This window comes from Streptomyces sp. NPDC021622, from assembly GCF_040640795.1.
In the GTDB taxonomy this organism is placed as follows: Bacteria; Actinomycetota; Actinomycetes; order Streptomycetales; family Streptomycetaceae; genus Streptomyces.
Genome location: NZ_JBFACK010000001.1, coordinates 833,056 through 857,169 on the forward strand (window position 1 = coordinate 833,056; position 24,114 = coordinate 857,169).

Here is a 24,114-nt window from a genome sequence, read left to right on the forward strand (position 1 = left end):
GCGGAGCTATCGCAGCGCCTCGTACGCCGTCATCAGCCCGTCGGTCGCCTCGCGGCCGGCGGGCAGCAGCGGTGCCCGCACCGGACCGCCGGGCAGACCGAGCGCGCCGAGCACCGCCTTGGAGGTCACCGTGCCGGGCAGACCCGCGCCCATCATCAACTCGATGAGCTCCATGGCCCGTTGCTGAAGCCGCTGAGCCTCGGTCGTGTCTCCCGCGTCGAACGCGTCGATGATCGCCCGGAGTTGGCGCGGCACGGCGTTGGCCACCGTGCTGATGTATCCGGCGCCGCCGATCGCGTACATCGCCAGGATGTACTCGTCGCAGCCCGTGTAATACGCCAAGTCCGTGCGGGCGAGCACCTTCTGAGTGCCCATCAGGTCGTACGCGCAGTCCTTCACGGCGACGATCCGGGGATGCTCGGCCAGCCGCAGCATCGTCTCCGGCTCGATCCGTGTCCCGGTGCGGCCCGGGATGTCGTACAGCGCGAGCGGCAGACCCGAGGCGTCGGCGACCTCGCGGAAGTGCGCCTCGACGGCGGCCTGCGGGGGCTTGCTGTAGTACGGCGTGACCACCAACAGGCCGTCCGCGCCCGCCTTTTCGGCCTGCAGTGCCAGCTCGACGGTGTGCCGTGTGGCGAAGCTGCCGACCCCCGCGACGACCGTGGCCCGGTCACCGACGGCCTCGGCGACGGCCCGTACGAGCGCGGACTTCTCGCCGTCGGACGTGGTGGGGGACTCGCCGGTGGTGCCGGACAGCACGAGCCCGTCGCAGCCGCCGTCCACCAGACGCGCGGCGAGCCGCTGCGCGCCGTCCAGGTCGAGCAGACCGTCGTCCGTGAAGGGCGTGACCATCGCGCAGAGAGCGCGGCCGAAGACAGGAGCCGATGAGGGTGAGGTCATAGGGGCAGTGTCGGCACGACGGCCGTGAAGCTCCACTTAATTCTGCTACGAGATACGGGGCAGGAACGCTACGAGGTGGACGCCGAACCCGGCGGGCACTAGTGCCAACTCGCCCCCGTATGGGCCACCATGGCGGGACGGTAGTCGACGGACGGCCGCAGGGCCGGGCACAGGAGGCGTCATGAGGCTGGGCAAGGCACTCGCCACCGGTATCGCCGATGAGCAGCCGCGAGAAGAGCGGGTCGAAGAGCGGGTTGAAGAGCGGGTCGAAGAGCGGATCGAGGACGCGGTGCTCGATCCCGAACGGGTCGAAGAGATCCAGGCCCCGGTCGAGGTGCCGGCCACCCGATGAGGCTGCGGCTCCCCGAGGAACGCCCGAAGGAGCCGCCGACCGGATACAAGATCGCCCACCCGGTGCTTTCCCAGGACGGCACCCGGGCCGGGTTCACCGGTGTATCCCTGGGCGCCGCCCTGCCCTACGCGGTGCTCGACGAGGCGCACTGCGTCTACGGCAGACGGCACGCGGCCCCGCACCGCCGCTGCGACTGCGGCTTCCACTGCGTCCACGAACGCGCCGCGGCCGAGGCGTTCCTCTGCACCGCCGAACATCACAGGGCGGCGCTGCTCGAAGTGACGGTGCTCGGCGCGTACATCCGCTTCGAGCGCGGCTTCCGGTATGCGCGGCAGCGCGTGCGCACGGCGACGGTGCGGCCGTGCGGCTGCGGGGCGCGGGCCTCGCTGCTCGTGGACGCCGGGTGGGGCAGGCCCGGATGGCAGGTGCTCGAGAGCGCGTGCGGGGTGTGCGCGGGCGGGCGTACGTCGCTGCGGCTCACGGAGTTCGCGCGGATCGCCGGGGAGGGGCTCACGGTCCTGGGGGCGCGGCCCGGGTCCGGGGCGCCTCCTCAGGGCATGGGGGTGCCCGAGCTCCTCGCCGAGGCGGCGCTGCTGCAGGCCCGACTCGACGTGTTCCAGGGGGAGTTGGCGCGACTGGCGAAGGGGGAACGGAACTAGCCGCGCACTGTCTGGCATGATCGGCGCGGGGCGTGACAGGCCGACATGACAAGACATGAGGCTTGATGAGCAACAACAACGACAACCGAACGCAGGCACAGGAACAGGCACAGGCACAGGACAAGCGCGTCGCGCTGGTGACGGGGTCGTCATCGGGCATCGGCGCGGAGGTGGCCCGGCGCCTCGCCGCGGCGGGCATCCGCGTCGTGGTCAACTCCGCCAACTCGGTCGAGGCCGGCGAGAAACTGGCCGCCGAACTCCCCGATGCCGTCTACGTTCAGGCGAACGTCGCCGACGAGGCCGACGCCGCACGCCTGGTCCGGACGGCGGTCGACACCTACGGACGCCTGGACATCCTCGTCAACTGCGCGGGCGCCACCCGCTTCATCGCCCACGACGACTTCGAGTCCGCGAACCCCCAGGTCTGGCGCGAGCTCTACGACATCAACGTCATCGGCGTATGGCAGACGATCACGGCCGCCGTCCCGCACCTGCGGGCGAGCGGCGCGGGCAGCGTCGTCACGATCTCCTCGCAGGCGGGGGTCCGCCCCGGCGGCAGCTCCATCCCGTACTCCGTCAGCAAGGCCGCCGTGAACCACATGACCAAGCTCCTGGCCAAGACCCTCGGCCCGGACGTACGGGTCAACGCGGTCGCGCCCGGAATGATCGACACCCCGTGGTTCGACGGGGTCGAGGGCATCGAGTCCGCGATGGAGGAGACGGCGGCCAGGCTTCCGCTGCGCCGCGTGGGCAGGCCGCAGGACATCGCGGACGCCGTCTTCGACCTGGCCAACGCCTCGTACATCACCGGCGAGGTCCTGCTGGTGGACGGCGGCGGCCACCTTCTGTGACCCTCGCCGACGGGCCGCCCCCGCGACCGCGTTGACGACCCCCGCCCGTCAGAGGAGGCTCAGGCCATGAGCACACATCCGTACGCGCGCTATGTCGCGATGGGCGACAGCCAGACGGAAGGGATCGGGGACGGCGACGAGGCCCACGGCTACCGCGGCTGGGCCGACCGCCTCGCCGAGCTGCTCGCCGATGCCAACCCTGACATCGGGTACGCCAACCTCGCCGTGCGGGGCAGGCTGACCGCGGGCATCAAGGCGGAGCAGCTCGCCCCCGCGCTGGCCCTCAAGCCGGACCTGGTCACGGTCATGGCGGGCATGAACGACCTGGTGCGGCCCGGCTTCGACGCCGCGGGGGTGGCCCGCGACATCGAGGACATGTTCACCGAGCTCACCGCGGCGGGAGCGCGGGTGGCCACGGTGACGTTCCCGGACATCGGGCGGATCTCGCCGCTCGCGCGCCGGGCGATGCCGCGGGTGCTCGATCTGAACGCGCGGATCAGGGCGGCCGCGGACCGGCACGGCGTCGTCGTCTTCGACACGTTCCCGCACCGGATCACCACCGATCCGCGGCTGTGGTGCGCCGACCGGCTGCATGCCAGTCCGCTGGGGCATGCGCGGATCGCCGCCGGCATGGCCGACGCGCTCGGCATTCCGGGGCACGAGGACTGGCTGCGGCCGCTGCCGACGCCTCCGGCGGTTTCGCCGCTGCGGGCGGCGGTGGTGGAGGCGCGGTGGTTTGCGGGGTTCATGGGGCCGTGGGCCTGGCGGCGGCTGCGGGGGCGTTCCTCTGGGGACGGGAGGGAGGCGAAGCGGCCGGTTCTTGGGCCGGTGGTGATGTCTGAGCGGGCGCCGTGAGGCGGGCGCCTCGTGCATCGCTTGCCCGGCAGCTGGGGGCTGTGCCCACCCGTTCCGCCCTGCGGAACGACTGCCCACAGCCGGGGCGACATAGAACGCCTGCCCACAGCCGGGGCGACATAGAAGGAACCACCATCACGAGGGAGTCGCCATGACGACCAGCAGTGGCAAGGAGTTCGAGATTGCGCGGGAGTTTGAGGTCGATGCCTCGCCCGTGGAGGTCTGGGACGCGCTCACCACCGGCGCCGGCGGCTGGCTGTGGCCCATGCGGTACGAACCCCGCGAAGGCGGGGCCGCCCCCTTCGGCGGCACCGTCACCCGCTGGGATCCCCCGCACCGCCTCACCGGACGGGTGGAGGGTCCGGAAGGTCTGCCGGACGGCCAGGTCCTCAATCAGCTCGACCAGACCATCGAGCCCCGCGACGGCGGCCGCCGCTCCTGGGTCCGCTACGTACACAGCGGCGTCTTCACCGACGACTGGGCCAACCAGTACGACGGGGCGAGCAAGCACACCGACTTCTATCTGCACACCCTGCGCCAGTACCTGACCCACTTCACGGGCCGCACCGCCACCTTCACCACCCTGGAGGGCCCGCCGTCCGCCAAGACCCCGGACGCCTTCATCAAGCTGGGCCGCCATCTGGGGCTGCCCGACGACGCCCGGGAGGGCGCCCGCGTACGCGTGGACGCCCCCGGCGGCTCGCTCGACGCGGTGGTCGACTTCCGGACGTCCCACTTCATCGGCCTGCGCACGGACACCGCGCTGTACCGCTTCTTCGGCCGCAACCGCTTCGGCGCCCCCGTGGCCGTCAGCGTCCACGACTTCGCGGCGCACACCGACCCCAAGGGCACCGAACTGGCCTGGCGGGACTGGCTGGACAGGCTGTACGCCTAGGCCCTACGGACGGAACCTCAGCACCTGCGGGTCGTGGTCACTGTTCTGCTCGGCGAACTCCGCGTTGATGTGCACGCTGTCGTACGCGAAGTCCCCGGCACCCCCCACTCCGGGGCTGGTCAGGATCTGGTCGAGGACCTGCGAGTTCCCCTGGTACACGTACGAGTAACGCTCGGACCGGGGAAGGGACTTGACGGCCGACTTCAGCGCGCCGCCCGACTCCAGGGTCTTCGTCGTCTCGGAGAACTCGAAGTCGTTCACGTCCCCGAGCACGATCACGTCCGCGCTCTTGTGCACCTTCCGTACGTCCCGCACGAAGGAGTTCACGGCCTGCGCCTGCCGCACCCGCTTCTCCTCCGACGAGCGCACCGGCGGCTGGTGGTGCGACGTGAGGCCCTCGTCGCCGCCCTTCGAGCCGAAGTGATTGGCGACCACGAACACGGTCCGCCCCCGGAAGCTGAACTCACCGGCCAGCGGCTTGCGGCTGTCCGCCCAGGCGGAGTTCGCGGGGTCGATGCGCCCGGGTGAGAGGGTCAGCTCGGCCCGTCCGCCCGAGGACGAGGCGACGACGTCCGTGGCGGTCGTCGCGTCCCCTTCGCCCCGGTCGGTGAAGGACACCCGCTCCGGGTTGAAGAGGAACACCTGACGGATGTTCCCGCCGGGCTCCCCGCCGTCCTTGTTGTTCTCCGGGGCGATGGACCGCCACTCGTAGCGGGGCCCGCCCGCGGCGACGATCGCGTCCGTGAACTTCTTCAGGGTCGCCTCCGCCGAGACGGTCCCGTCGTTCTTGGCGCCGTTGTCGTCCTGGATCTCCTCCAGGGCGAGGATGTCGGGCGACGCGAGGTTCGAGACGACGGCGCCCGCGAGCGCGTCGAACTTCTTCTGCGGGTCGGTCGGGTCGAGGTTCTCCACGTTGTACGTCGCCACGGCCAGCTCACCCTTGGCCTGGCGCCGCGTCTTCTCGCGTACGAGCCCCTTGTCGGTGACCTTGCCGAGGGTGCGCGCCGTCAGGGTGTAGCCGCCGAACTGGTTGAAGTCCAGGGGTCCTTCGGCGCCACCGGACAGCACGTCGCCGACGTTCGCCTTCGGGAACGGCTGCTCGGAGACCGGCGCCAGCTGCTGGATCTGCAGCCGTCCGGTGTTCTGCGCCGTGTAGGAGCCGTAGACGGTGCCGCCCCGCCGGTCCGCGTTCTCGCGCGGCTTCACGGTGATCCACAGCTCGTTGTAGGGATCGGTGGCGCCGACCACGCGCGAGGTGCCGACCCGGACGTTCATGCCCTCCAGGGACTCGTACAGATCGAGGGCGTACGAGCGGGGCTTCAGCGGCAGCGCGTTGATGCTGGAGCCGTTCGCCGGGTCGCCGTCGGGCGCGTACGCGGACGGCACCTTCTTGGCGTCCACCGTGACCGGCGCGGGCAGCGCGTTGCCGGACGAATCGACGGTCACCGTCGGCTTGGTGAGCTGGGTCAGGGACTGGTTGCCGGACGCGGCGCCGCCGGGCACGTACTCGGCGACCGTGCCGGAGACGCGGACGGCGTCACCGGTCTTCACCGTCAGGGCCGCCGACCCCGTGTAGACGAAGACGCCCTCGCTGGTCGCGGCGTCCGAGTCGGCCTTCGGGTCCTGGATCCAGAAGCCCTTGGAGCCGTAGGAGCGCACGCCCGTGACGATGCCCGTCACGTCCGTGACCTGCTGACCGTTCAGGGGCGAGAGGCGGGTGGTGCCCTGGATGTCGTGGACGCGGACCTCGTCGGCGGAGGCGGCGGACGAGGTCGCGGCGAGCAGACCGGCGGCCAGTGCGGTGGCGACGACGGTGGCGATCGCGGCGGATCTCACGGTGGGCCGGGTGGCACCGGGTATGAGCGGCATGTGGGGACTCCGGGTGGGTGAGGGTACGTACGCAGTACCGGGCCGGCGGGCGCCCGGGACTCTACGCGCGTCAATCTCTTGTGTGGCCAGGGGAGTTGTCAAGGTTCGGCGGGTGTTCTCGCCATGTATGTCTTCTGACAGGGACATGAACCGGGCGGCATGGGTCCATATCCGTCTAGGCTTCTGTTCAGCCGAACCGTTTGCTTTGCCTCGGAGGAGAACCAGCCGATGTCCGTAAGTCCCGCCACCCTGCCGCCGGTGCTGCTGCACCCCGAAGCGGAACTCGCGCGGGCCGCGCTCGCCACACCGCTGCTGTCCCGCGCCGCGCGGCTCGCCCGCTGGGCGGGCCCCGACACACGGGTCGGGGCGGGCGGCGAACTGATCGACGAGCAGCTGCCGGCCGCCGCGGCGGAGCTGGGCCTGGACACGGACGACCCGGACTCCGCCGCGTACGCCAGTGAGGCCTGGCGCGTCGCCGTCGACACGGGCCTGGTGGAGGTCACGGACGGCGACGAGGCGGAGGGCGAGGACGCGCTCGGCACGGTGACCCTCGGCGAGGACCTCGCCGCGCTCACGTCCGGCAGCCCGCAGGACGTCCTCGGGGTCTGGCTCGGCGCCCTGGACACGGTGTACGCGGACGCGACCGTGCCCGACATGGACAACCTCCTCGACGTCCTGGAGGAGAACGGCGAGGTCGACTTCGACGAGCTGGGCTGGGACCCGCAGGCCGAGGCCGACTTCCTCGACGGTGTGCTCGGCAATCTGTATCTGCTGACCGTCAGCGACGCCGCCGGGAACGAAGGGCCGGTGCCGCTGCCCGCGCTCGCCGCCTCGATGATCGTGCCCGACGACATGGGGGAGCCCACGGACGACGTCCTGGAGCAGGTGTCGGACGCGATGATGAAGCTCGACGACCAGTTCCGGCTCTTCGAGCCCCTTGGCCTCGTCGAGTACCAGCCGGTCGACGAGGCACTGATGGTCGACATCGACGAGGCGGAGGCGCCGCTGCCGGAGGACGACGAGGACGTGTCCCGGTACGGCCTGGTCCGCCTGACGCCGCTCGGCCTGTACGGCGTCCGGGCGCGGATGCTGGAGGCCGGCGTCGACGCGCCCGCCGTCGGTGACCTCGCGGACAAGGGCGCCGACACGCTGCTCGACGGGACGGCCGGCTTCCCGCAGGCGGCCGCGCAGGCCGAGATCGAGCTGTGGCTCGCCCGGCACGAACCGCTGGACGCGGCACGGGAGTTGCTGGCCGCGGCACGCGGCGGCGACGAGGGCGCGCCGCTGCGCAGGCTGCGGTGCCAGCAGGCGCTGTCGCTGGTGGGTGTGGAGGCGGAGCCCGCGCTGCGGGAGGTGCTCGACGACGCGGAGCTCGGCGGGCTCGCCCGGGTGTGGCTGGCCGAGCACGGGGCCGCGGACGTGCCCGCGCCGTCCGAGGCGATGGTGTTCTGGCTGACCATCGACACGATCGCCGCGCAGCTCGCCGCCGAGGGCAACTCGGACGAGCTGCAGGGTCTGGTCGAGGGCCTCTCCGAGCAGCACAGCGGGTTCTTCGCGGCGGCCTGGCGGGTCGAGCACCCGGCCACCGCCGATGTCCTGGAGGCGATGGGGCGGCTGCACCCGGACAAGAAGGTGGCGAAGGAAGCGCGGAAGGCGGCCTTCAAGGCCCGTTCGCAGCAAGGGATTTGATCCCTCGGCAGACGCGGGCCGGGCTGAAGCTCTCAGCCCGGCCCGCATCCGGCTCAGCTCAGCACTGATACAGCGTCGTGTGCTTGAACGACGACGTCGCACCGTCGAAGCCGTACGTCCCCCGGTACGCCGGAGGGTTCTGGTACTCGCCGACGATCGTGATCGTGTTCGCGCACGATCCCTGGCCCGCGCGCTTGGCGTCCAGGCGGATGGTGTCGCCGATGAAGCCGCCCGTGATGTCCCACGGCGCGCCGCAGATGCCGGCGGTGATCTGGCCGCCCGTCACCACGTGCGGGTAGGTGTTCGGGTTGTACTTCACCTCGATGGCGAAGGTGAACGTGCCGCTGTGCAGCTCCATCTTGCAAGCGGTGGAGACCGCCTCGGCGGACACCTCCTGGGGCGCGGCGAACGCCTCGTCGCGCGTCTTGACCTCGGCGCCCTGCGGATTGTGGAAGCGGTGCTCCGCGCGGGCCTGGCCCTTCTGCTTACGTGCCTGAGTGGTCATGAAAACCCTCCTCTCGTGGTGCGACCGGTCAGGCCAGCTGCTCGGAGACCTCGACCCGCAGCAGCGCGCGGACGTTCTCGATGTGGTTGAGCACGGTCACGGTCGAGGAACCGGCGAACAGCAGGCCGAGCGCGACGTTGTCGAGCGAGGTCACCAGGGACCCCGAGTCGCCGCCCGCCGAGATGTTCGTCGTCAGGATCTGGTCCTTGAAGCGGGCCGTGCCCGCCGTGCCGTAGTTGACGTCGATCGTCGCGTCGACGGCGATGATCCGGCCGAAGGAGATGTTGGTCGTGCGGCCGGTCTTCTTCACCAGGTCGCCGACCGCGACGTTCGCCTTGCGGCGCCAGGCGCGCGGCGCACCGCTGAAGTACGTCTCACGGGTCGCGTCCTGGAAGTCGACGGTGCCGAGCGCCGCGTCGACGACGTTGTTGTGCCGCTCCAGCGGGATCTGCGGGGCGAACTGGATCGTGATGAAGCGCTCCAGGGTCGCGATGCGGTCGGCTGGGTCCTGGCCGCCGTCGAAGATCCCCGGCTGCACGATCGCGCTGCCCAGCTGGGCGCGGTTGGAGTCGGCGAGCACGTGGTTGTTGGACAGGATGTAGAACTTCGCCGGTACGCCGAGGCCGGAGCCCGGCGGGTCGACGGAGGCGCCGGGCAGGAAGTCGTAGACCACGCTGCCGAGCGTGCCTGCCGTCACCCGTACGTTGCCGACCGAGAAGCCGGAGGGGCACGGGCGCATCCGGCGCTTGAGGAGCTGCGGCTCGAACGCGCCGAGTCCGGCGAGCTCTTCCAGCATGGGCTGCGAAAGGCCGCCGAGCTGCTCGCTCACACTGCCGTCGGGGCCGTACGTCACCGAACGGTCCTCGGTGCGGCCCGACTTGCGCTGCTGCCGCTGTGCGGCGACATGGCCGACGGCGACGACGTCGGTGGGGGTGCCGTCGTCCATCTGGGAGGGGATCACGTCCCGCTCCGGGAGCATGGACTCCGGAACCTTCTGGGTCACGAACACGATGACCGCGGGTTCGCCCGTGGGCTCGCCGTTGATCCACTTCACGCCGTGGCCGAAGCCGACGACGTTGGCCAGCGACGTCTGGGGGCCCAGGAAGTCCCCTGTCGCCTGCTGACGTGAGCTGTCACTGAGCTGACCGCCGGTGGGTCCTCGCATCAATTCGGGCTGGCTCACCACGCCAGACCACCTCTTCCCCTTGGTTGAAGGGTGGAGTTCCGGGCCGCTTGCGCAGGTCGTCCCGCTGCGCCTCGTCCTACTGCGCCGCGGTCTCGCCGATGGCGAGCACACGTACGGGGACGCCTTCGAGCCGATCCGGAATCACGTCTTCGTCACGGAGCCGGTCGCGGGGCACTGTGCGGGTGACGAACACGACGATCACGTCCGCGCCCGAGTGCTCGTCCTTTCCGATGCCGACTCCGGTGACATTGGCCAGCTTCATCAGCCGGTCCTCATGGAGGCTGCGTGCCTGCTGTGCGTCCACGCGGCTCGCCTCCCCCAACGGGTGATGCAGGTAGGTGATGTCTATTGCGGTGTGGATCGCGGGTCAAGGCGTACCGCACGAAATCTTGGCTTTACGGGTGATCCGCGCCTGTTGACCTTCTTTACGAAGATTCTTCCAACCTGTTGCTCAGGCGCGCGGACGTTCAGGTACGCAGACGTTCACGTACGCAGATGTGAAGCGCCATTGAGGTCGAGCACCGAGCCCGACGCCCACTCGGCGACCGGCGACGCCAGCCACAGCACCGCCGCCGCGATCTCCTGCGCCGTCCCCGCCCGCCCGAACGGACTCTGCGCACGGATCGCCGCGCCTTCCGCCCCGCTGAGCCGGTGTGCCACCCGCTCGGTCTCGAAGAAGCCGGGCGCGACCGAGGCCACCGCGATCTTGTACGGCGCGAGCGACACCGCGAGGGACTGGCCGAGCGCGTGCACGGCGGCCTTCGTCGCCCCGTAGGCGGGATGGTCCGGCTCCCCGCGGAAGGCGCCGCGCGAGCCGATGTTCACGATCCGGCCGCCCGAGCCCTGGTCGATCATCCGGCGGGCAGCCAGGTGGCTGAGATTCGCCGTGGCAAGGAGGTTCACGGACACATGCCGCTGCCACAGCCCCGCCCAGTCCTCGTACGACGTGTCGGCGAGCGGATGCGGCAGGTTCACAGCGGCGTTGTTCACCAGGACATCGATGCCGCCGAGCCCGTCGGCGGCCCGCCCCGCGACGTCCGCCGCACCCGCCGGATCCGACAGGTCGCCGCCCACCAGCACATGTCCGTCGCCCTCCAGCGAGTCGAAGGTCGCGCGCGCCTCCTCCTCACGCGATCCGTAGTGCACCGCGACGCGGTCCCCGTTCTCCGCGAAGGCCTGCGCGACGGCTCTCCCCAGGCCTCGGGAGGCTCCACTGATCAGGACACGGCGGCCGGTGGCTGGCAGGTTCATGGAAGGAAGCCCCTTGACGTCGGACGGTGTTCAACCGCTGTTTATACGTGAGCGGGAACGTGACGCCGACAGCAGCCCGGCCGATCCTCGCCGCCTGCGACCGAGCCCCACGCAGCCCGTCCGTAGTCCGCTCGTACGCGCCTTTGGAGAGATCATGCCGCTCACCCGCAGGGACTTCGCCAGACGCTCCGCGATCACCGGCGCGGGGGTCGCGCTGGCCGGCAGCGTCGGCGCGCTCGCCACCGCACCCGGTGCGCTCGCCGCCACCGAGACGGAAGGCGTGGACGCGGAAGGCGCCGATGCGCCGTACGGCGCCCCCGGCTACGGTCCGCTCGTCCCCGACCCGAAGGGCCTGCTCGCGCTGCCCGCCGGGTTCTCGTACCGCGTCCTCACGTACAGCGGCAAGACGAAGCTGGAGACCGGCGAGTTCACGCCGTCCAACCACGACGGCACGGCCACCTTCGAGGGCCCGCGCGGTGTGACCCTGCTCGTCAACAACCACGAGCTGAGCGGCCCCCGCTCCAAGTGGAAGCACCCGGTCCCGCTCACCGAGGGCCTCGTCTACGACCCGGCCGCGTCCGGCGGCTGCACCGTCGTCGAGGTCCGCCGCGACGGACAGGTCGCCGAGTGGGTCGGCATCGCCGGCACCGCCACCAACTGCGCGGGCGGCAGCACTCCTTGGGGCACCTGGCTCACCTGCGAGGAGACCGAGGACAAGGCCGGCGAGAACGGCATGACCAAGGACCACGGCTACGTCTTCGAGGTCGACCCCCTCGACAAGCGCGCCAACCGCGACCCCAAGCCCATCAAGGCGCTCGGCCGCTACGCCCACGAGGCCGTCGTCGTCGACCCCAAGCGCGGTCACCTCTACCTCACCGAGGACGCCTCCAAGCCCAACGGCCTGTTCTACCGCTGGACCCCGCCGAAGGGCTTCGAGCACGGCCGCGGCAAGCTGCGCACCCTGGCCGACGACGCCGGCGTACTGAAGGCCCCCAAGTGCTACGACTCCGGCGGCCGCTTCGTGGACGACCTGTCCCGCGCCACCAAGATCGGCACGGTGTACGGCGTGGACTGGGTGGAGGTCCCCGACCGCGACGCCCGCACGGTCCCGGTGCGCGAGCAGTTCGACGACGGCGACATCACGCGTGCCCGCAAGCTCGAAGGCATGTGGTGGGGCGACGGCGGCGTCTACATCGTCGCGTCGTACGCCCGTGACGAGAGCCCCGTCCACCACGACGGACAGGTGTGGTTCTACCACCCGGCCCGCCGCACCCTGACCCTGAAGGTCCTCATCGGCGTCAACCAGGACCCCGGCAAGGACGGCGCCTTCGACGGCCCGGACAACATCACGGTCTCCCCGTACGGTGGCCTGGTCATCGCCGAGGACGGCGACGGCATCCAGCACCTCTTCGGCGCGACCGACCGCGGCCGCACGTACCCGATCGCCCGTAACGACCTCAACGCGGGCACCCCGGAGAAGCCCTCCTACAGCGAGTTCGCCGGCGTCACGTTCTCGCCCGACGGCAAGACGCTCTACGCCAACATCCAGTCGCCCGGCATCCTGCTGGCGATCACCGGGCCGTGGCGGAGGCAGCGCGGCTAGGACCGGGACCGGCCGGGGGCGTTGACCGCGCGCACGGAGTCGTTGTCGACGCGCGCGTACCAGCCGGACGAATCGGCGGCGAGGTCGGTGATCTCGCCGCCGACCGGCCATTGCTCACGCACCGTGCCGCCGCTCAGGGCCAGCGCCTTGCAGACACCGCCCGCGGCGGCGTAGACGGTGCCGTCCGCGACGGCCGGGGGGACCTGCGCGGTCGCGCCGAACGTCTCGAGCCACAGGCCCTTGCCACTGCTGAGGTCGATGGCCTGCAGGGTCTTCTCGTTCGTCCAGTGCAGCAGGACGCCGTCGGCGGTGACGGGGCCGTGCCCGCCGCCGGGCAGCCACCGCCAGCTCGCGCCGAGCCCGGCGGTGGGGAAGTGCCAGCGGGGCTGTCACGCGCCAGGCAGCGGGCCAGAAACGTGGGCCAGGCGGTGCCCGGACGCCCTCCAGGTCCGGCTCGTCGTGCAGGGTGCGGTACAGGACCGCGGGGGCGCCGCCCGTACCGAACGGGGCGCGCCCCGTCGCGGCCAGCGCGAGGACCGCGCCCAGGGCGAACACATCGGCGGCGGGGCCCGGTTCGCCGTCCCGTGCGAGCTGTTCCGGAGCGATGAAACCGGGCGAGCCGATGGCCTCGTCGGCGGCGGTCAGGCTCTCGTCGGCCGCGCTCTTCGCGATGCCGAAGTCGAGGACCTTGGGGCCGTCGCGGGTGATGAGGATGTTCGACGGCTTCAGGTCGCGGTGCGTGAGCCCCACCGCGTGCACCCCGGACAGCGCCTCCGCGAGGGCCGCGCCCAGCGTGGCGAGTTCGGCCGGCCCGAGGGGCCCGTGCGCGGCGACAGCGGCCGTCAGATCGGGGCCCGCGCAGAACTCCGTGGCGAGCCAAGGCCGTTCGGCGTCCGGATCGGCGTCGAGCACCGCCGCGGTGAAGGGGCCCGCGACGGCGCGCGCGGCGACGGTCTCGCGGCGGAACCGCTCCCTAAACTCGGCCTCCACGGCCAGGTGTTCATGCACCGTCTTGACTGCGGCGAGCCGCCCCGACGCCGAACGCGCCAGGTGCACACGCCCCATCCCGCCCTCGCCGAGCCGCGCCACGATGAACCCGCCGAGCTCGACCGGCTCACCCCGCGTGGACTGTGCCATGCCCCGGCATCCCCCTCCGCATCGACCACCCCTCCGGACGATCTGTGCGACGCCTGCGAGTCATCGTACGGTTGCACCGAAAAAGCATTGGTGCCCCGCCAGTTCGCTCTCCTAAAGTGAAGCTCGTCCAGGTGCGAAGGCAGGACTTACTTCCACTCATAATGGGGAGCGGACGGGTTCGAGTCCCGTCTCCGGCACCAACAGGCCGGAGTAGCTCAGGGGTTAGAGCACCATCGTCAGTTCAGCCGAACCGGAACTCTGGACACCTGAACTTCACATGTTTCGCACCTCCCGGTGCGCACGCAGCGGCTACTTCCTTCAAAGAATCCATGCCGCCGCCACTTTGATCTCGGGAGGCCTCAACAGCCGGTGCGCGCCCTGCGGCGCGCCCTCGCGCTGTGCTGCCTCCCCCGTCGTACTTCGGAATTCGGGGGAATTCTCATGGCACGCTTCAACACCAAGTCCGCGAAGGCTCTCGTCACTTCGGCGGTGAAGTCGACCGGCCGCACCACCCGCACCCACGAGGGCGGCCGAGGGCATCTCCGTGACCCGCGTTCCGAGCTTTTCCTGCTCGCGGTCGCGAATTTCGTGTCCCAGCAGACCTTTTACGAGACCGGCGATGACCGCGACGACCGATTCGCCGCCCTGGTGCGCCGCCTCGCCGTCGAGGACCCGGAGTGGACCGCGGGCCTGCTCGGCTGGCTGCGCGGCGACGGCAACATGCGCACGGCCTCGCTCGTCGGCGCCGCCGAGTACGTCAAGGCGCGCCTCGACGCGAACGTGACCGAAGGCCCCGCCAACCGCCAGGTCGTCGCCTCCGTGCTGCGCCGCCCGGACGAGCCCGGCGAGCTGCTCGGCTACTGGACGGCGACGTACGGCCGCAGCATCCCCAAGCCCGTCAAGCGCGGCATCGCCGACGCCGTACGCCGCATGTACGGCGAGAAGGCACTGCTGAAGTACGACACGGCGTCCAAGGGCTACCGCTTCGGCGACATCCTCAACCTCGTGCACGCCGCGCCCGACCCGGACAAGCCGTGGCAGGGCGACCTCTTCCAGTACGCCCTCGACCGCCGGCACAACCCGGACACCGCTGTCCCGCCCGCGTCCGCCCGCATTCTGGGCGCGCACCGCGAGCTGATGGCGGTGCCCGTCGCCGAGCGGCGCGCCGTGGTGACCGGTGCGGGCGGCGCCGAGCGGCTCGCCGCCGCGGGCATCACCTGGGAGGCGCTCGCGGGCTGGCTGCAGGGTCCGATGGACAAGGCGGCCTGGGAGGCCGTGATTCCGTCCATGGGCGCCATGGCGCTCGTCCGCAACCTGCGCAACTTCGACGAGGCGGGCGTCTCGGACGAGGTGGCGGCCGGCGTCGCGGCGAAGCTCGCCGACCCGGCGGAGGTCGCGAAGTCGCGGCAGTTCCCCTTCCGCTACCTCGCCGCGTACCAGCACGCGCCGTCGCTGCGGTGGTCGTACCCGCTGGAGCAGGCGCTCGGCCACTCGCTGGCCAACGTGCCCGCGCTGCCCGGCCGTTCGCTGATCCTGGTCGACCGGTCCGGATCGATGTGGTCGCCGCTCTCGGCCCGCTCGCAGCTCAACCGCGCGGACGCGGCGGCGGTCTTCGGCACGGCGCTCGCACTGCGGGCGGCGGACGCGGACCTGGTCGAGTTCGGCACGAGCAGCGCCCGGGTGAAGTACAGCAAGGGCGAGTCCGTCCTGAAGGTGCTCGACCGCTTCGGCAGCCTCGGCGGCACGAACACCACCGAGGCGGTGCGCCGCTTCTACAAGAAGCACGACCGGGTCCTGATCGTCACCGACGAGCAGGCGGCGTACAACTACCACGGCGACCCGACCGAGCAGGTTCCGGCGGACATCCCGGTCTACACCTGGAACCTGGCGGGCTACCAGGCGGGCCACGGCGCGTCCGGCACGGGCAACCGCCATGTGTTCGGCGGGCTTTCGGACGCGGCCTTCCGCATGGTGCAGCTGCTCGAGCAGGGGGCTTCGAGCGACTGGCCCTGGGTGAAGTGAGGTGACGGAGGGGGCGAGCGGCGGGCGGTCTGAGGCGGCACTCCCTGGCGGCCGCCCACCGCGCCCCGCACCGGATCCGCCGGATTTTTCTGAACGGATGCGACGAGAGATCCGGAAGGGATAAATCGGCGTTGACGGAGTCCCGTGGGGCACAAATGTGCGCGTGGTGCGATGGAGTGGCTACGGACCGCTACGGGGAAGCCGTGTTTGTGTGTCGGTTTGATGCCGATGTGAGGACCGTGTGAGCTCGGAGCATGGTGCGGCGGGCTCCCGGGGGCGCATACTCAGGACATGACGAGGCCCCCCGGTACCCGACGCCACCTGCCGAACAGTCCCTTCAACGTTCCGCCGCCGCCCGCACCGCCCATCGAGCAGTTCGCCGTGGGCGACCGGGTCTCGCACGACCAGTACGGACTCGGACGGATCGTCGGAGTCGAAGGCGAGGAAGCGGTGGTCATCGACTTCGCCGGCCGCCAGGGAAGGTTCCTGAGCCCGTACCCCAAGCTGGCCAAGCTCTGAGTCCCTGATCTGCGTACGACAAAGGGGCGGCCGCCAGGAGGAGTCGATCCTCCGGCGGCCGCCCCTGCGCATGTCCCGCGGCGGCTACAGCGCCTGCGCCGCCGGCTTCACCATGCCGCGCACGGTGCGTGACTTCACGAAGTCGCCCATGGCGGTCATTTCCCACTCGCCGGTGAACTGCTTGATCAGCTTGGCCATCATCACGCCCGTCTGCGCCTCGGCGTTGGTGAGGTCGAAGCGGACCAGCTCCTCGCCCGTCGCCGCGTCCAGGAGGCGGCAGTAGGCCTTGGCGACCTGCGTGAACTTCTGGCCGGAGAACGAGTTCACCGTGAAGACGAGACCCGTCACGTCCTGCGGCAGCCGGCCGAGGTCGACGACGATCACCTCGTCGTCACCGCCGCCCTCGCCCGTGAGGTTGTCGCCGGAGTGCTTGATCGCGCCGTTCACGATCGACAGCTTGCCGAAGTAGCAGCTGTCCACGTGGTTGCGCTGCGGGCCGTAGGCGATGACCGAGGCGTCCAGGTCGATGTCCTTGCCGCGGAACGCGGGCTCCCAGCCGAGGCCCATCTTGACCTGCGAAAGCAGCGGCTGGCCGCCCTTGACCAGGGACACCGTCTGGTTCTTCTGGAGGCTGACGCGGCCCTTGTCCAGGTTGATCTTCCCGGCGCCGGGCGCGGGGGCTGCGGGTGCCGCGGCGGGCGCCGCCGGGGCGGTGACGCGGGGGTCGGCGACCGGCGGGGGCGGGCCCTGCACGGGGGCGCCGACCGGCGGGGCCATCGGGGCGGGGGCCGGAGCGGCGGCCGGGGCGGGCGCGGGCTCCTCCACCGAAACGCCGAAGTCCGTCGCGATGCCCGCGAGGCCGTTCGAGTACCCCTGGCCGACGGCACGGGCCTTCCACGCGCCGTTGCGCAGGTAGACCTCGATGACCACCAGGGCGGTCTCGCCGCCGAGCTGCGGGGGAGTGAACGTGGCGAGTACGGAGCCGTCGTCGGCGTTGCGGATGGTGGCGGTGGGTTCGATGCCCTGGAACGTCTGGCCCGCGGCGTCCGGGCTCGCGGTGACGACGATCTTCTCGATGCCGGGGGGCACGGCCGTGGTGTCGACGGTGATCTTGTCGGGCGTCGTGCCGCCGCCCGACTGATAGGTCACGCCGGGGCCCGCGGGCTGGTTGAAGAAGATGAAGTCGTCGTCGGAGCGCACTTTGCCGTCGGCGGTGAGCAGCAGGCCCGACACGTCGAGCCGCACCGGTGCGGCGACGTCCACCGCTACGCGCGTGGCGGTGAGAGGGATGTTCGAGCCGGGTGTCATAGCGGTCATGCACGGGGTAACGAACATCCCGGCTTTGCCGTTCCCTTACCCGAAGAACTTTTCTCTCCCCACCCAGCCTCTGCACACGCCGGACGCGCTGGAGGATCCAGCCCGTCCGGCGTTTGAGGACGAACTCGGCGAAGCCGGTGATGTCCGGTACGGGCGCCGCGGGCTACGGCACCACCACGATCTTCCGGCCCACGCCGGAGGCGAACCGCTCCAGCGCGTCGGGGTACGCCGCCAGCGGCAGCCGGTCGCTGATGAAGACGTCCGGGTCCAGGACGCCCCCGGCGAACAGCTCCGCCGCCCGCTCATAGCTGTGAAGCACCGCCATCGACCCGGTGATGGTGATCTCCTGGTTGTAGATCCGGTACGGGTCGATGCTCACGCGCGTCGCGTAGTCCGCCACCCCGAACTGCAGGAACGTACCCGCCTTGGCGACGCGCCCGAGCCCGTCCTGGATCGCCCCCGCGTTCCCCGTCGCGTCGACCACGATGTCCCAGCCCTGCGGCCGCTCAAGATCGTCCGCGTTCGCGGCGGAGCCCGAGACGCCCAGCTGCCGCGCCGTGGCGAGGCGGTCCGGGTTGAGGTCCACGACTTCCACGCTCGCCGCGCCCGTCCGCTTGGCGAGCTCCAGCATCATCAGGCCCATGGTTCCCGAGCCGTAGATCAGCACATGCGCCCCCAGCTGGGCGCGCAGCACGTCGTAGCCGCGCACCGCGCAGGACAGCGGCTCGATGAGCGCGGCGTCCTGGGTGCGGACGTGCTCCGGGAGGCGTACGCAGTTGGCGACGGGCGCGACCGCGTACTGGGCTGCGCCGCCCGCCGTGGTGACGCCGATCGCGGCCCAGCGCTCGCAGAGGTTGTTGTGGCCGGTGCGGCAGTAGCGGCACTCGTAGCAGTAGAGGGACGGGTCGACGGCGACCCGGTCGCCGACGGCGAGTTCCGTGACCTCGCTGCCGAGCCCCACCACCTCGCCGGCGAACTCGTGCCCCGGCACCACGGGCAGCGTGGGCGCGAACTCGCCCTGGAGGATGTGCAGATCGGTCCCGCACAGACCGCACGCGGCGACCTCCACGACGACCTGGCGCGGCCCGGGTGTCGGGTCCGGGACCTCTGCGACCACGGCCTTGCCGATGGACTCGATGACGGCGGCCTTCATTTCACGGCTCCCAACGACAGGCCCTGGACCAGCTTGTCCTGGGCGGCGAACCCCGCGGCGAGCACCGGCAGGGAGATCACGAGCGACGCGGCGCACACCTTCGCCAGGAACAGGCCCTGGCTGGTGATGAAGCCGGTCAGGAAGACGGGCGCGGTCTGGGCGACGACCCCGGTGAGCACCCGCGCGAAGAGCAGTTCGTTCCAGCTGAAGATGAAGCAGATCAGGGCCGTCGCGGCGATCCCGGGCAGCGCGATGGGCGCCACCACGCGCGCGAGGATGGTCGGCAGGCGTGCCCCGTCGATCTGCGCGGCCTCGATGATCGCGACCGGCACCTCGGCGAGGAAGGACTGCATCATCCAGACCGCGATCGGCAGGTTCATCGACGTGTAGAGGATGACGAGCAGCCAGATGTTGTCGAGCATCTCGGCGTTCTTGGCGAAGAGATAGATGGGCAGGAGGCCCGCCACGACCGGCAGCATCTTCGTCGAGAGGAAGAAGAACAGGACGTCCGTCCACTTCTTCACCGGCCTGATGGAGAGCGCGTACGCGGCAGGGAGTGCGAGAAGCAGGACACACAGGGTCGAGGCCACCGAGGCCACGGTCGAGTTGATCAGCGCGGGCCAGGGGCTCGCGCCGCCGCCCGTGCCGAAGAAGTCGCGGTAGCCGTCCAGGGTGAGCGAGGCGGCGACCGAGGGCGGGTTGGTCGCGGCGTCCTCCTCCGAGTGGAAGGAGGTCAGGGTCATCCAGGCGATCGGCAGGAAGAACAGGATGCCGGCCAGCCAGGCGACGAGGCCGAGCCCCGACGCTCCCTTCGTACGGGCGGTACGGGCGGTACGGACACGCGTCACGGCGGTGTTCATGCTGCTCATCAGCGGGACGCCTCCTCACGGAACAGGGACGAGACGACCCGCAGCGCGAAGGTCGCGATGATGATGGAACCGATGACGACGAGGACACCGGCGGCGGACGCCAGGCCGTTCTCGTGGGCCTGGTAGAAGCTCTGGTAGACGGTGTAGGGCAGGTTGGCGGTGCCCAGGCCGCCCGAGGTGATCGTGAAGACGGCGTCGAAGTTCTGCACGATGTACACCGAGCCGAGCAGGGCGCCCAGTTCGAGGTAGCGGCGCAGGTGCGGCAGGGTCAGGTACCGGAACACCTGCCAGTTGCTCGCGCCGTCCATGCGGGCGGCCTCGATGAGTTCGGTGTCGCGGCTCTGCAGCCCGGCGAGCAGGATCAGCATCATGAAGGGCGTCCACTGCCAGATCAGGGAGGCCTCGATGGCGATCAGCGGGGTGTTGGACACCCAGTCGGGCTGTGCGGCGCCGTCACCGCCCACCCAGTGCAGGAGCCCGTTGAAGAGCCCGTACTCGGGGTTGTAGAGCACGTGCTTCCACAGCAGTGCGGCGGCCACCGGCACGAGCAGGAACGGTGCGATGAGCAACGTACGCACCAGGCCGCGGCCACGGAACTTCCGGTCGAGGAGGAGTGCGAGCGCGAGGCCGATGACGAGGCTCGCGATCACCACGGTGGCCGTGAGCACGATGGTCGTCAGGACGGACTTGCGCAGGTCCGGATCGGTGAGGACCTCGGAGTAGTTGGCCAGTCCGGTGAAGCTGCGGGCGTCGGGGTAGAGGGCGTTCCAGTCGAAGAAGGAGATCACCAGCGTGGCCACGAACGGCAGCTGGGTCACCACGACCATGAAGATCAGGGCGGGCAGGAGCGGGGCCCTGGTGGCCCAGGCGCGCAGCCTTCCCGGTGGCTTGGCGGCGCTCACGCGCGCGGGCGCGACGGCGGTGGTGGTGGTGCTCGCGGTGGCGGTCATCGTCCCTCGTACTCCTCGGCGATCTTCTCGGCGAGCTTCTGTGACTTCCTCAGGGCCGAGTCGACGGACTGCCGCCCGGCGATGGCCGCGCTGATCTCCTGGGAGACCCTCGTGCCGAGGTCGGTGAACTCGGGGATGCCGACGAACTGGATGCCGGGCGCGGGCCGGGGCTGTACGCCCGGGTCGCGGGGCCTTGCGCCCTCGATGGCGGCGCGGGTGACGTCCTGGAAGGCGGCGGCTTCCTTGCGGTACTCGGCGTTGGCGTACGTCGAGGCGCGCTTGCCGGCGGGGACGTCGGACCAGCCGATCTTCTCGCCGACCAGCTGCTCGTACTCCTTGCTCGACGCCCAGGAGACGAACTTCCAGGCCTTGTCCGGGTTGCGGGACGCCTTCTGCAGGCCCCAGGCCCAGGTGTAGAGCCACCCGGAGCTCTTGGTCTTCTCCACGGGCGCCGGTACGTAGCCGATCTTGCCCTTGACGGGGGACTTGGCGGACTCCAGGGAGCCGGCGGCGGCCGTGGCGTCGTACCACATGGCGGTCTTGCCCTGGGTGAGGTTGTTCAGGCACTCGGCATAGCCGGACTGGGCGGCTCCGGACTCGCCGTGCTCGCGAACGAGGTCTACGTAGAAGCGAGTTGCCTTTTCAAACTCGGGTGAGTCGAGGCGGGCCTTCCACCCCTTGTCGAACCACGTCCCTCCGAAGGTGTTCACCACGGTCGTCAGGGGCGCCATCAGCTCGCCCCAGCCGGGAAGCCCGCGCAGACAGATGCCCTTCATGCCGGACTCGGCACCGTCCACATCGGCGGCAAGCTTCGCCACCTGCTGCCAGGTGGGGTGCTCGGGCATGGTCAGCCCTGCCTTCTTGAACACGTCCTTCCGGTACATCAGGAAGGACGACTCTCCGTAGAAGGGCTGTCCGTAGAGCTTCCCGTCGTCGCCGGTGAGCGACTGGCGCATGGGCGGCAGGATGTCCTTCTGGTCGTACGCCTTGTCCTTGCGCGTATACGAACCGACTTCATGCAGCCAGCCGTTGCGGGCGTAGATCGGTATCTCGTAATTGCTGAGCGTCGCGACGTCGTACTGCCCGGCCTGGTTGGCGAAGTCCTGGCTGATCTTGTCGCGGACGTCGTTCTCGGGCAGGACCGTGAAGTTCACCTTGATGCCCGTCTCCTTGGTGAAGTGGGCGGCGGTGAGCTTCTGCAGCTCGACCATCTGCGGGTTGTTCACCATCAGTACGTTGATGGAGTCGCCGCCTGAACCGGTCCCGCCCGCCCCGGCCCAGCAGCCGGAGAGCAGCGGGGCAAGCAGCGTCCCTGCGGCGGCAGCGGCGAGTGCGCGCGGCCTCCGTCGGCTCTGGGTTCGCATGAATGCTCCTGGACTTATGGGGACTTATGGGGTGCGGTGGGGATGCGGTTGGGGTTGCGATTGGGGTGCGGTTGGGGCGCATCCGGGCGTGCGGAAGCCCGGTGCGGCGAGGGGGGGGAGGGGGATGCGGCGGATGTCGTCAGACCCGGATGACCTGCGGCCCCTGGAGGGAGTAGCGGTGTGCCTCGGACGCGGGCAGCTGGGTGCTGGTGACGATGGCCTCCAGGTCGCCGATGTGCGCGAACCGGCAGAAGCTCGCCGCCCCGAACTTGGTGTACACGCCCGCGAACACGGTGCGCCGTGACGCCCGGATCGCCTGGGCCTTCACTTCGCTGACGGCCGGGTCGGGCGTCGTCAGACCGTGCTCGCGGGAGATGCCGTTGGCCCCGATGTAGGCCAGGTCGATCACGAATCCGGCGAGCATCCGGGTGGTCCAGTGGTCGACGGTCGCGAGTGTGCCCGGACGGACCCGGCCGCCGAGGAGCAGCACGGTCATGTTCTCGGCCTCGGCGAGGGCGCCGGCGGTCGCGAGGGACGCGGTGACCACGGTCAGGGGGCGGCCCTTGGCGGCCTCGGGCAGCGCCTCGGCGATCAGCTGCGGGGTGAAGCCCTCGTCGACGAAGACGGTCTCCGCGTCGCCCAGGAGGTCGGCCGCGGCGGTGGCGATCCTTCGCTTCTCCGGGACGTGCATGGTGGTGCGGAAGGCGAGCGTCGTCTCGAAACCGGCGCTCTCCACGGGGTAGGCGCCGCCGTGGGTGCGGCGGACCAGGCCGTGGTCCTCCAGGGCGCGGAGATCGCGGCGCACGGTCTCCTTGGCGACGCCCAGTTCGGCGGCGAGTGCGGTGACGTCCACGGAACCGGAGTTCCGCGCCGCTCGGACGATCTTCCGCTGACGTTCTTCCGCGGTCATGACCGCCGCCCTCTTCCTCGCCGGATGCCCGTTCGGGCCCTGTGGGGAAGTTCTACAGCGGGAGACGGTGTGTGAACAGGCTCGGAGCCGGTGTGATGGTGCCCGCATCTGCCCGTTTGCCGGGGCGGTGGCCTGCGGTCCGGGCGGGAGGGGTGCCCGTTCGGTGGGGTGGGGGTGCCCGTTTGGTGCCCGGGTGCTGGTTCCCTTACCCGAATCCCTTCCGGCTTCGCCGGCCGCGAGGTGGCCGTAGATCACCGCCTTCGGCGAGTTCGTCCTCAATCGCCGGACGGGCTGAGATGTCTGCTGCCGGGCAATCGGGTGGGTGGGCGGGAAAGATCCGCCGCGAAGCGGCGGTCTTGAGCTCAGTACGGCCACACCGGAGGGTTCGTGCAGAAGTGGCCGCCCAGGCACGCGTGGTCCGGGCTCTCGGGGCCCAGTTCCCCGTGCTCGGCGATCAGTTTCTCCGCGTACTGCTCCGAGTCGTCCTGCGGCTCAAACCCCAGCGCCCGCGCCGAGGAGAGGTCCCACCACAGCCGGGTATTCGCGGAGGACCCGTACACCACCGCATGCCCCACAGCGGGAGCGCTCAGCGCCGCGTGGAAGAGACGGGCGCCGTCCCCGGGCGACATCCACACCGACAGCATCCGCACGCTCGTCGGCTCCATGAAGCAGGAGCCGATCCGCACCGACACCGTCTCGATCCCGTGCTTGTCCCAGTAGAGCTGGGCGAGATCCTCGCCGAAGGACTTGGACAGGCCGTAGAAGGTGTCGGGGCGGCGCGGTGTGTCGACCGGGATCAGCGGGTCGTCCCCGGTGGGCCGCGGCGTGAATCCCACCGCGTGGTTCGACGAGGCGAAGACGACACGACGCACCCCCTCCTCGCGAGCCGCCTCGTAGAGGTTGTACGTCCCCTCGATGTTGGCCTTCAGGATCTTGTCGAAGGTGGATTCGAGGGAGATGCCCGCCAGATGGACGATCGCGTCGACGCCCCGCACCGCCTCGCGCAGCGCCGCCCGGTCCGAGAGGTCCGCCGTGACCGCCGTCGGCTCGCCCTCGATCGGCCGCATGTCGAGCAGCCGCAGCTCATATCCGTACGCGGGCAGCAGACCCCGCATCAGGGTGCCGAGGCCGCCGGCTGCGCCGGTGAGCAGGACGGTGCGGGGAGCGGGCATGAGGGAGTCTCCTCGGATCAGCTGTCGCATTCGCCTTCGCAGTTGCCTTCGCATTCGCGTGCGCGTACGGCATTCACATGTGTGGA

Annotated in this window: 23 protein-coding genes and 2 pseudogenes; 9 read left to right on the top strand and 16 right to left on the bottom strand. The window is 70.5% G+C overall.

From position 1 onward, the window contains the following. Positions 1 to 6: 6 nt before the first annotated feature. Positions 7 to 900, bottom strand: a complete 894-nt coding sequence (gene dapA / locus AB0G47_RS03750) for a 4-hydroxy-tetrahydrodipicolinate synthase (RefSeq protein WP_360763656.1) — start codon at positions 898 to 900, stop codon at positions 7 to 9. 181 nt (positions 901 to 1,081) lie between these two features. Between dapA and AB0G47_RS03755 the strand changes: the two genes are divergently transcribed. The 5 genes from AB0G47_RS03755 (at position 1,082) to AB0G47_RS03775 (ending at position 4,512) form a co-directional block, all read left to right on the top strand. Continuing rightward, entirely contained in the window at positions 1,082 to 1,252 is a 171-nt protein-coding gene (locus AB0G47_RS03755) for a hypothetical protein (protein ID WP_360763658.1), read from the top strand. Further along, a complete protein-coding gene (locus AB0G47_RS03760; protein ID WP_360763660.1) occupies positions 1,249 to 1,911 on the top strand; it encodes a hypothetical protein in 663 nt (220 codons plus the stop codon). Before AB0G47_RS03755 ends, AB0G47_RS03760 begins: the two co-directional genes overlap by 4 nt. Positions 1,912 to 1,976: 65 nt before the next feature. Beyond that, complete coding sequence (locus AB0G47_RS03765; protein ID WP_360763662.1) at positions 1,977 to 2,762, top strand: glucose 1-dehydrogenase; 786 nt, start codon at positions 1,977 to 1,979, stop codon at positions 2,760 to 2,762. A gap of 66 nt (positions 2,763 to 2,828) precedes the next feature. Further along, on the top strand, positions 2,829 to 3,617 hold the full coding sequence (locus tag AB0G47_RS03770; RefSeq protein ID WP_360763664.1) for an SGNH/GDSL hydrolase family protein: 789 nt from the start codon (positions 2,829 to 2,831) through the stop codon (positions 3,615 to 3,617). A 151-nt stretch (positions 3,618 to 3,768) separates the two neighbouring features. Continuing rightward, positions 3,769 to 4,512: an SRPBCC domain-containing protein gene (locus AB0G47_RS03775; protein ID WP_360763665.1), complete on the top strand. Its 744-nt coding sequence runs from the start codon at positions 3,769 to 3,771 to the stop codon at positions 4,510 to 4,512. 3 nt (positions 4,513 to 4,515) lie between these two features. Here the strand turns inward: AB0G47_RS03775 and AB0G47_RS03780 are convergent, their stop codons facing one another. Then, positions 4,516 to 6,381, bottom strand: a complete 1,866-nt coding sequence (locus tag AB0G47_RS03780; protein ID WP_360763666.1) for an endonuclease/exonuclease/phosphatase family protein — start codon at positions 6,379 to 6,381, stop codon at positions 4,516 to 4,518. Between the two features lie 228 nt (positions 6,382 to 6,609). Here AB0G47_RS03780 and AB0G47_RS03785 point away from each other — a divergent pair, with 228 nt between their 5' ends. Then, on the top strand, positions 6,610 to 8,070 hold the full coding sequence (locus AB0G47_RS03785; protein ID WP_360763668.1) for a hypothetical protein: 1,461 nt from the start codon (positions 6,610 to 6,612) through the stop codon (positions 8,068 to 8,070). A 58-nt stretch (positions 8,071 to 8,128) separates the two neighbouring features. On the opposite strand, the gene AB0G47_RS03790 is transcribed toward AB0G47_RS03785, so the two are convergent. The 4 genes from AB0G47_RS03790 to AB0G47_RS03805 all read right to left on the bottom strand — a co-directional run bounded on the left by AB0G47_RS03790 (position 8,129) and on the right by AB0G47_RS03805 (position 11,012). Next, positions 8,129 to 8,575 carry a hypothetical protein gene (locus tag AB0G47_RS03790; RefSeq protein ID WP_360763670.1) on the bottom strand — a complete coding sequence of 149 codons (447 nt, stop codon included), beginning with the start codon at positions 8,573 to 8,575 and terminating at the stop codon, positions 8,129 to 8,131. A 28-nt stretch (positions 8,576 to 8,603) separates the two neighbouring features. Then, the gene (locus tag AB0G47_RS03795; protein ID WP_360763671.1) at positions 8,604 to 9,758 is read right to left on the bottom strand and encodes a hypothetical protein; all 1,155 of its coding nucleotides are present in this window, start codon (positions 9,756 to 9,758) and stop codon (positions 8,604 to 8,606) included. 79 nt (positions 9,759 to 9,837) lie between these two features. Then, the gene (locus AB0G47_RS03800; protein ID WP_266868367.1) at positions 9,838 to 10,065 is read right to left on the bottom strand and encodes a hypothetical protein; all 228 of its coding nucleotides are present in this window, start codon (positions 10,063 to 10,065) and stop codon (positions 9,838 to 9,840) included. Between the two features lie 179 nt (positions 10,066 to 10,244). Then, entirely contained in the window at positions 10,245 to 11,012 is a 768-nt protein-coding gene (locus AB0G47_RS03805) for an SDR family oxidoreductase (protein ID WP_360763673.1), read from the bottom strand. A 154-nt stretch (positions 11,013 to 11,166) separates the two neighbouring features. Between AB0G47_RS03805 and AB0G47_RS03810 the strand changes: the two genes are divergently transcribed. Then, positions 11,167 to 12,615: an alkaline phosphatase PhoX gene (locus tag AB0G47_RS03810; protein WP_360763675.1), complete on the top strand. Its 1,449-nt coding sequence runs from the start codon at positions 11,167 to 11,169 to the stop codon at positions 12,613 to 12,615. Here the strand turns inward: AB0G47_RS03810 and AB0G47_RS03815 are convergent. The 3 genes and pseudogenes from AB0G47_RS03815 to AB0G47_RS03825 form a co-directional block, all read right to left on the bottom strand. Then, positions 12,612 to 12,737, bottom strand: a complete 126-nt coding sequence (locus AB0G47_RS03815; protein ID WP_360763677.1) for a hypothetical protein — start codon at positions 12,735 to 12,737, stop codon at positions 12,612 to 12,614. The two genes, AB0G47_RS03810 and AB0G47_RS03815, sit on opposite strands and share 4 nt — an antisense overlap. 36 nt (positions 12,738 to 12,773) lie before the next feature. Continuing rightward, positions 12,774 to 12,953: pseudogene (locus tag AB0G47_RS03820) on the bottom strand (hypothetical protein); the annotation flags it as partial. 220 nt (positions 12,954 to 13,173) lie between these two features. Next, positions 13,174 to 13,752: pseudogene (locus tag AB0G47_RS03825) on the bottom strand (serine/threonine-protein kinase); the annotation flags it as partial. 441 nt (positions 13,753 to 14,193) lie between these two features. Between AB0G47_RS03825 and AB0G47_RS03830 the strand changes: the two are divergent. Then, positions 14,194 to 15,774: a TROVE domain-containing protein gene (locus AB0G47_RS03830; RefSeq protein ID WP_360763679.1), complete on the top strand. Its 1,581-nt coding sequence runs from the start codon at positions 14,194 to 14,196 to the stop codon at positions 15,772 to 15,774. Positions 15,775 to 16,065: 291 nt separating this feature from the next. Further along, positions 16,066 to 16,293 carry a CarD family transcriptional regulator gene (locus AB0G47_RS03835; protein ID WP_135329399.1) on the top strand — a complete coding sequence of 76 codons (228 nt, stop codon included), beginning with the start codon at positions 16,066 to 16,068 and terminating at the stop codon, positions 16,291 to 16,293. An 84-nt stretch (positions 16,294 to 16,377) separates the two neighbouring features. Here AB0G47_RS03835 and AB0G47_RS03840 read toward each other — a convergent pair whose 3' ends face one another. The 7 genes from AB0G47_RS03840 to AB0G47_RS03870 all read right to left on the bottom strand — a co-directional run bounded on the left by AB0G47_RS03840 (position 16,378) and on the right by AB0G47_RS03870 (position 24,028). Next, positions 16,378 to 17,601 (bottom strand): TerD family protein, encoded by a 1,224-nt coding sequence (locus AB0G47_RS03840; RefSeq protein ID WP_360763965.1) that lies wholly within the window; start codon positions 17,599 to 17,601, stop codon positions 16,378 to 16,380. 172 nt (positions 17,602 to 17,773) lie between these two features. Beyond that, positions 17,774 to 18,763 (bottom strand): zinc-dependent alcohol dehydrogenase family protein, encoded by a 990-nt coding sequence (locus tag AB0G47_RS03845; protein WP_360763682.1) that lies wholly within the window; start codon positions 18,761 to 18,763, stop codon positions 17,774 to 17,776. After that, a complete protein-coding gene (locus tag AB0G47_RS03850; protein ID WP_360763967.1) occupies positions 18,760 to 19,623 on the bottom strand; it encodes a carbohydrate ABC transporter permease in 864 nt (287 codons plus the stop codon). Before AB0G47_RS03850 ends, AB0G47_RS03845 begins: the two co-directional genes overlap by 4 nt. Positions 19,624 to 19,631: 8 nt before the next feature. Continuing rightward, positions 19,632 to 20,582: a sugar ABC transporter permease gene (locus tag AB0G47_RS03855; RefSeq protein WP_360763684.1), complete on the bottom strand. Its 951-nt coding sequence runs from the start codon at positions 20,580 to 20,582 to the stop codon at positions 19,632 to 19,634. Further along, entirely contained in the window at positions 20,579 to 21,946 is a 1,368-nt protein-coding gene (locus tag AB0G47_RS03860; RefSeq protein WP_360763686.1) for a sugar ABC transporter substrate-binding protein, read from the bottom strand. The genes AB0G47_RS03855 and AB0G47_RS03860 overlap by 4 nt, the downstream gene beginning before the upstream one ends. A gap of 139 nt (positions 21,947 to 22,085) precedes the next feature. Continuing rightward, positions 22,086 to 22,856 carry a DeoR/GlpR family DNA-binding transcription regulator gene (locus AB0G47_RS03865; RefSeq protein ID WP_360763688.1) on the bottom strand — a complete coding sequence of 257 codons (771 nt, stop codon included), beginning with the start codon at positions 22,854 to 22,856 and terminating at the stop codon, positions 22,086 to 22,088. Positions 22,857 to 23,218: 362 nt separating this feature from the next. Then, complete coding sequence (locus AB0G47_RS03870) at positions 23,219 to 24,028, bottom strand: NAD(P)-dependent oxidoreductase (protein ID WP_360763690.1); 810 nt, start codon at positions 24,026 to 24,028, stop codon at positions 23,219 to 23,221. Between the last annotated feature and the right edge of the window lie 86 nt (positions 24,029 to 24,114).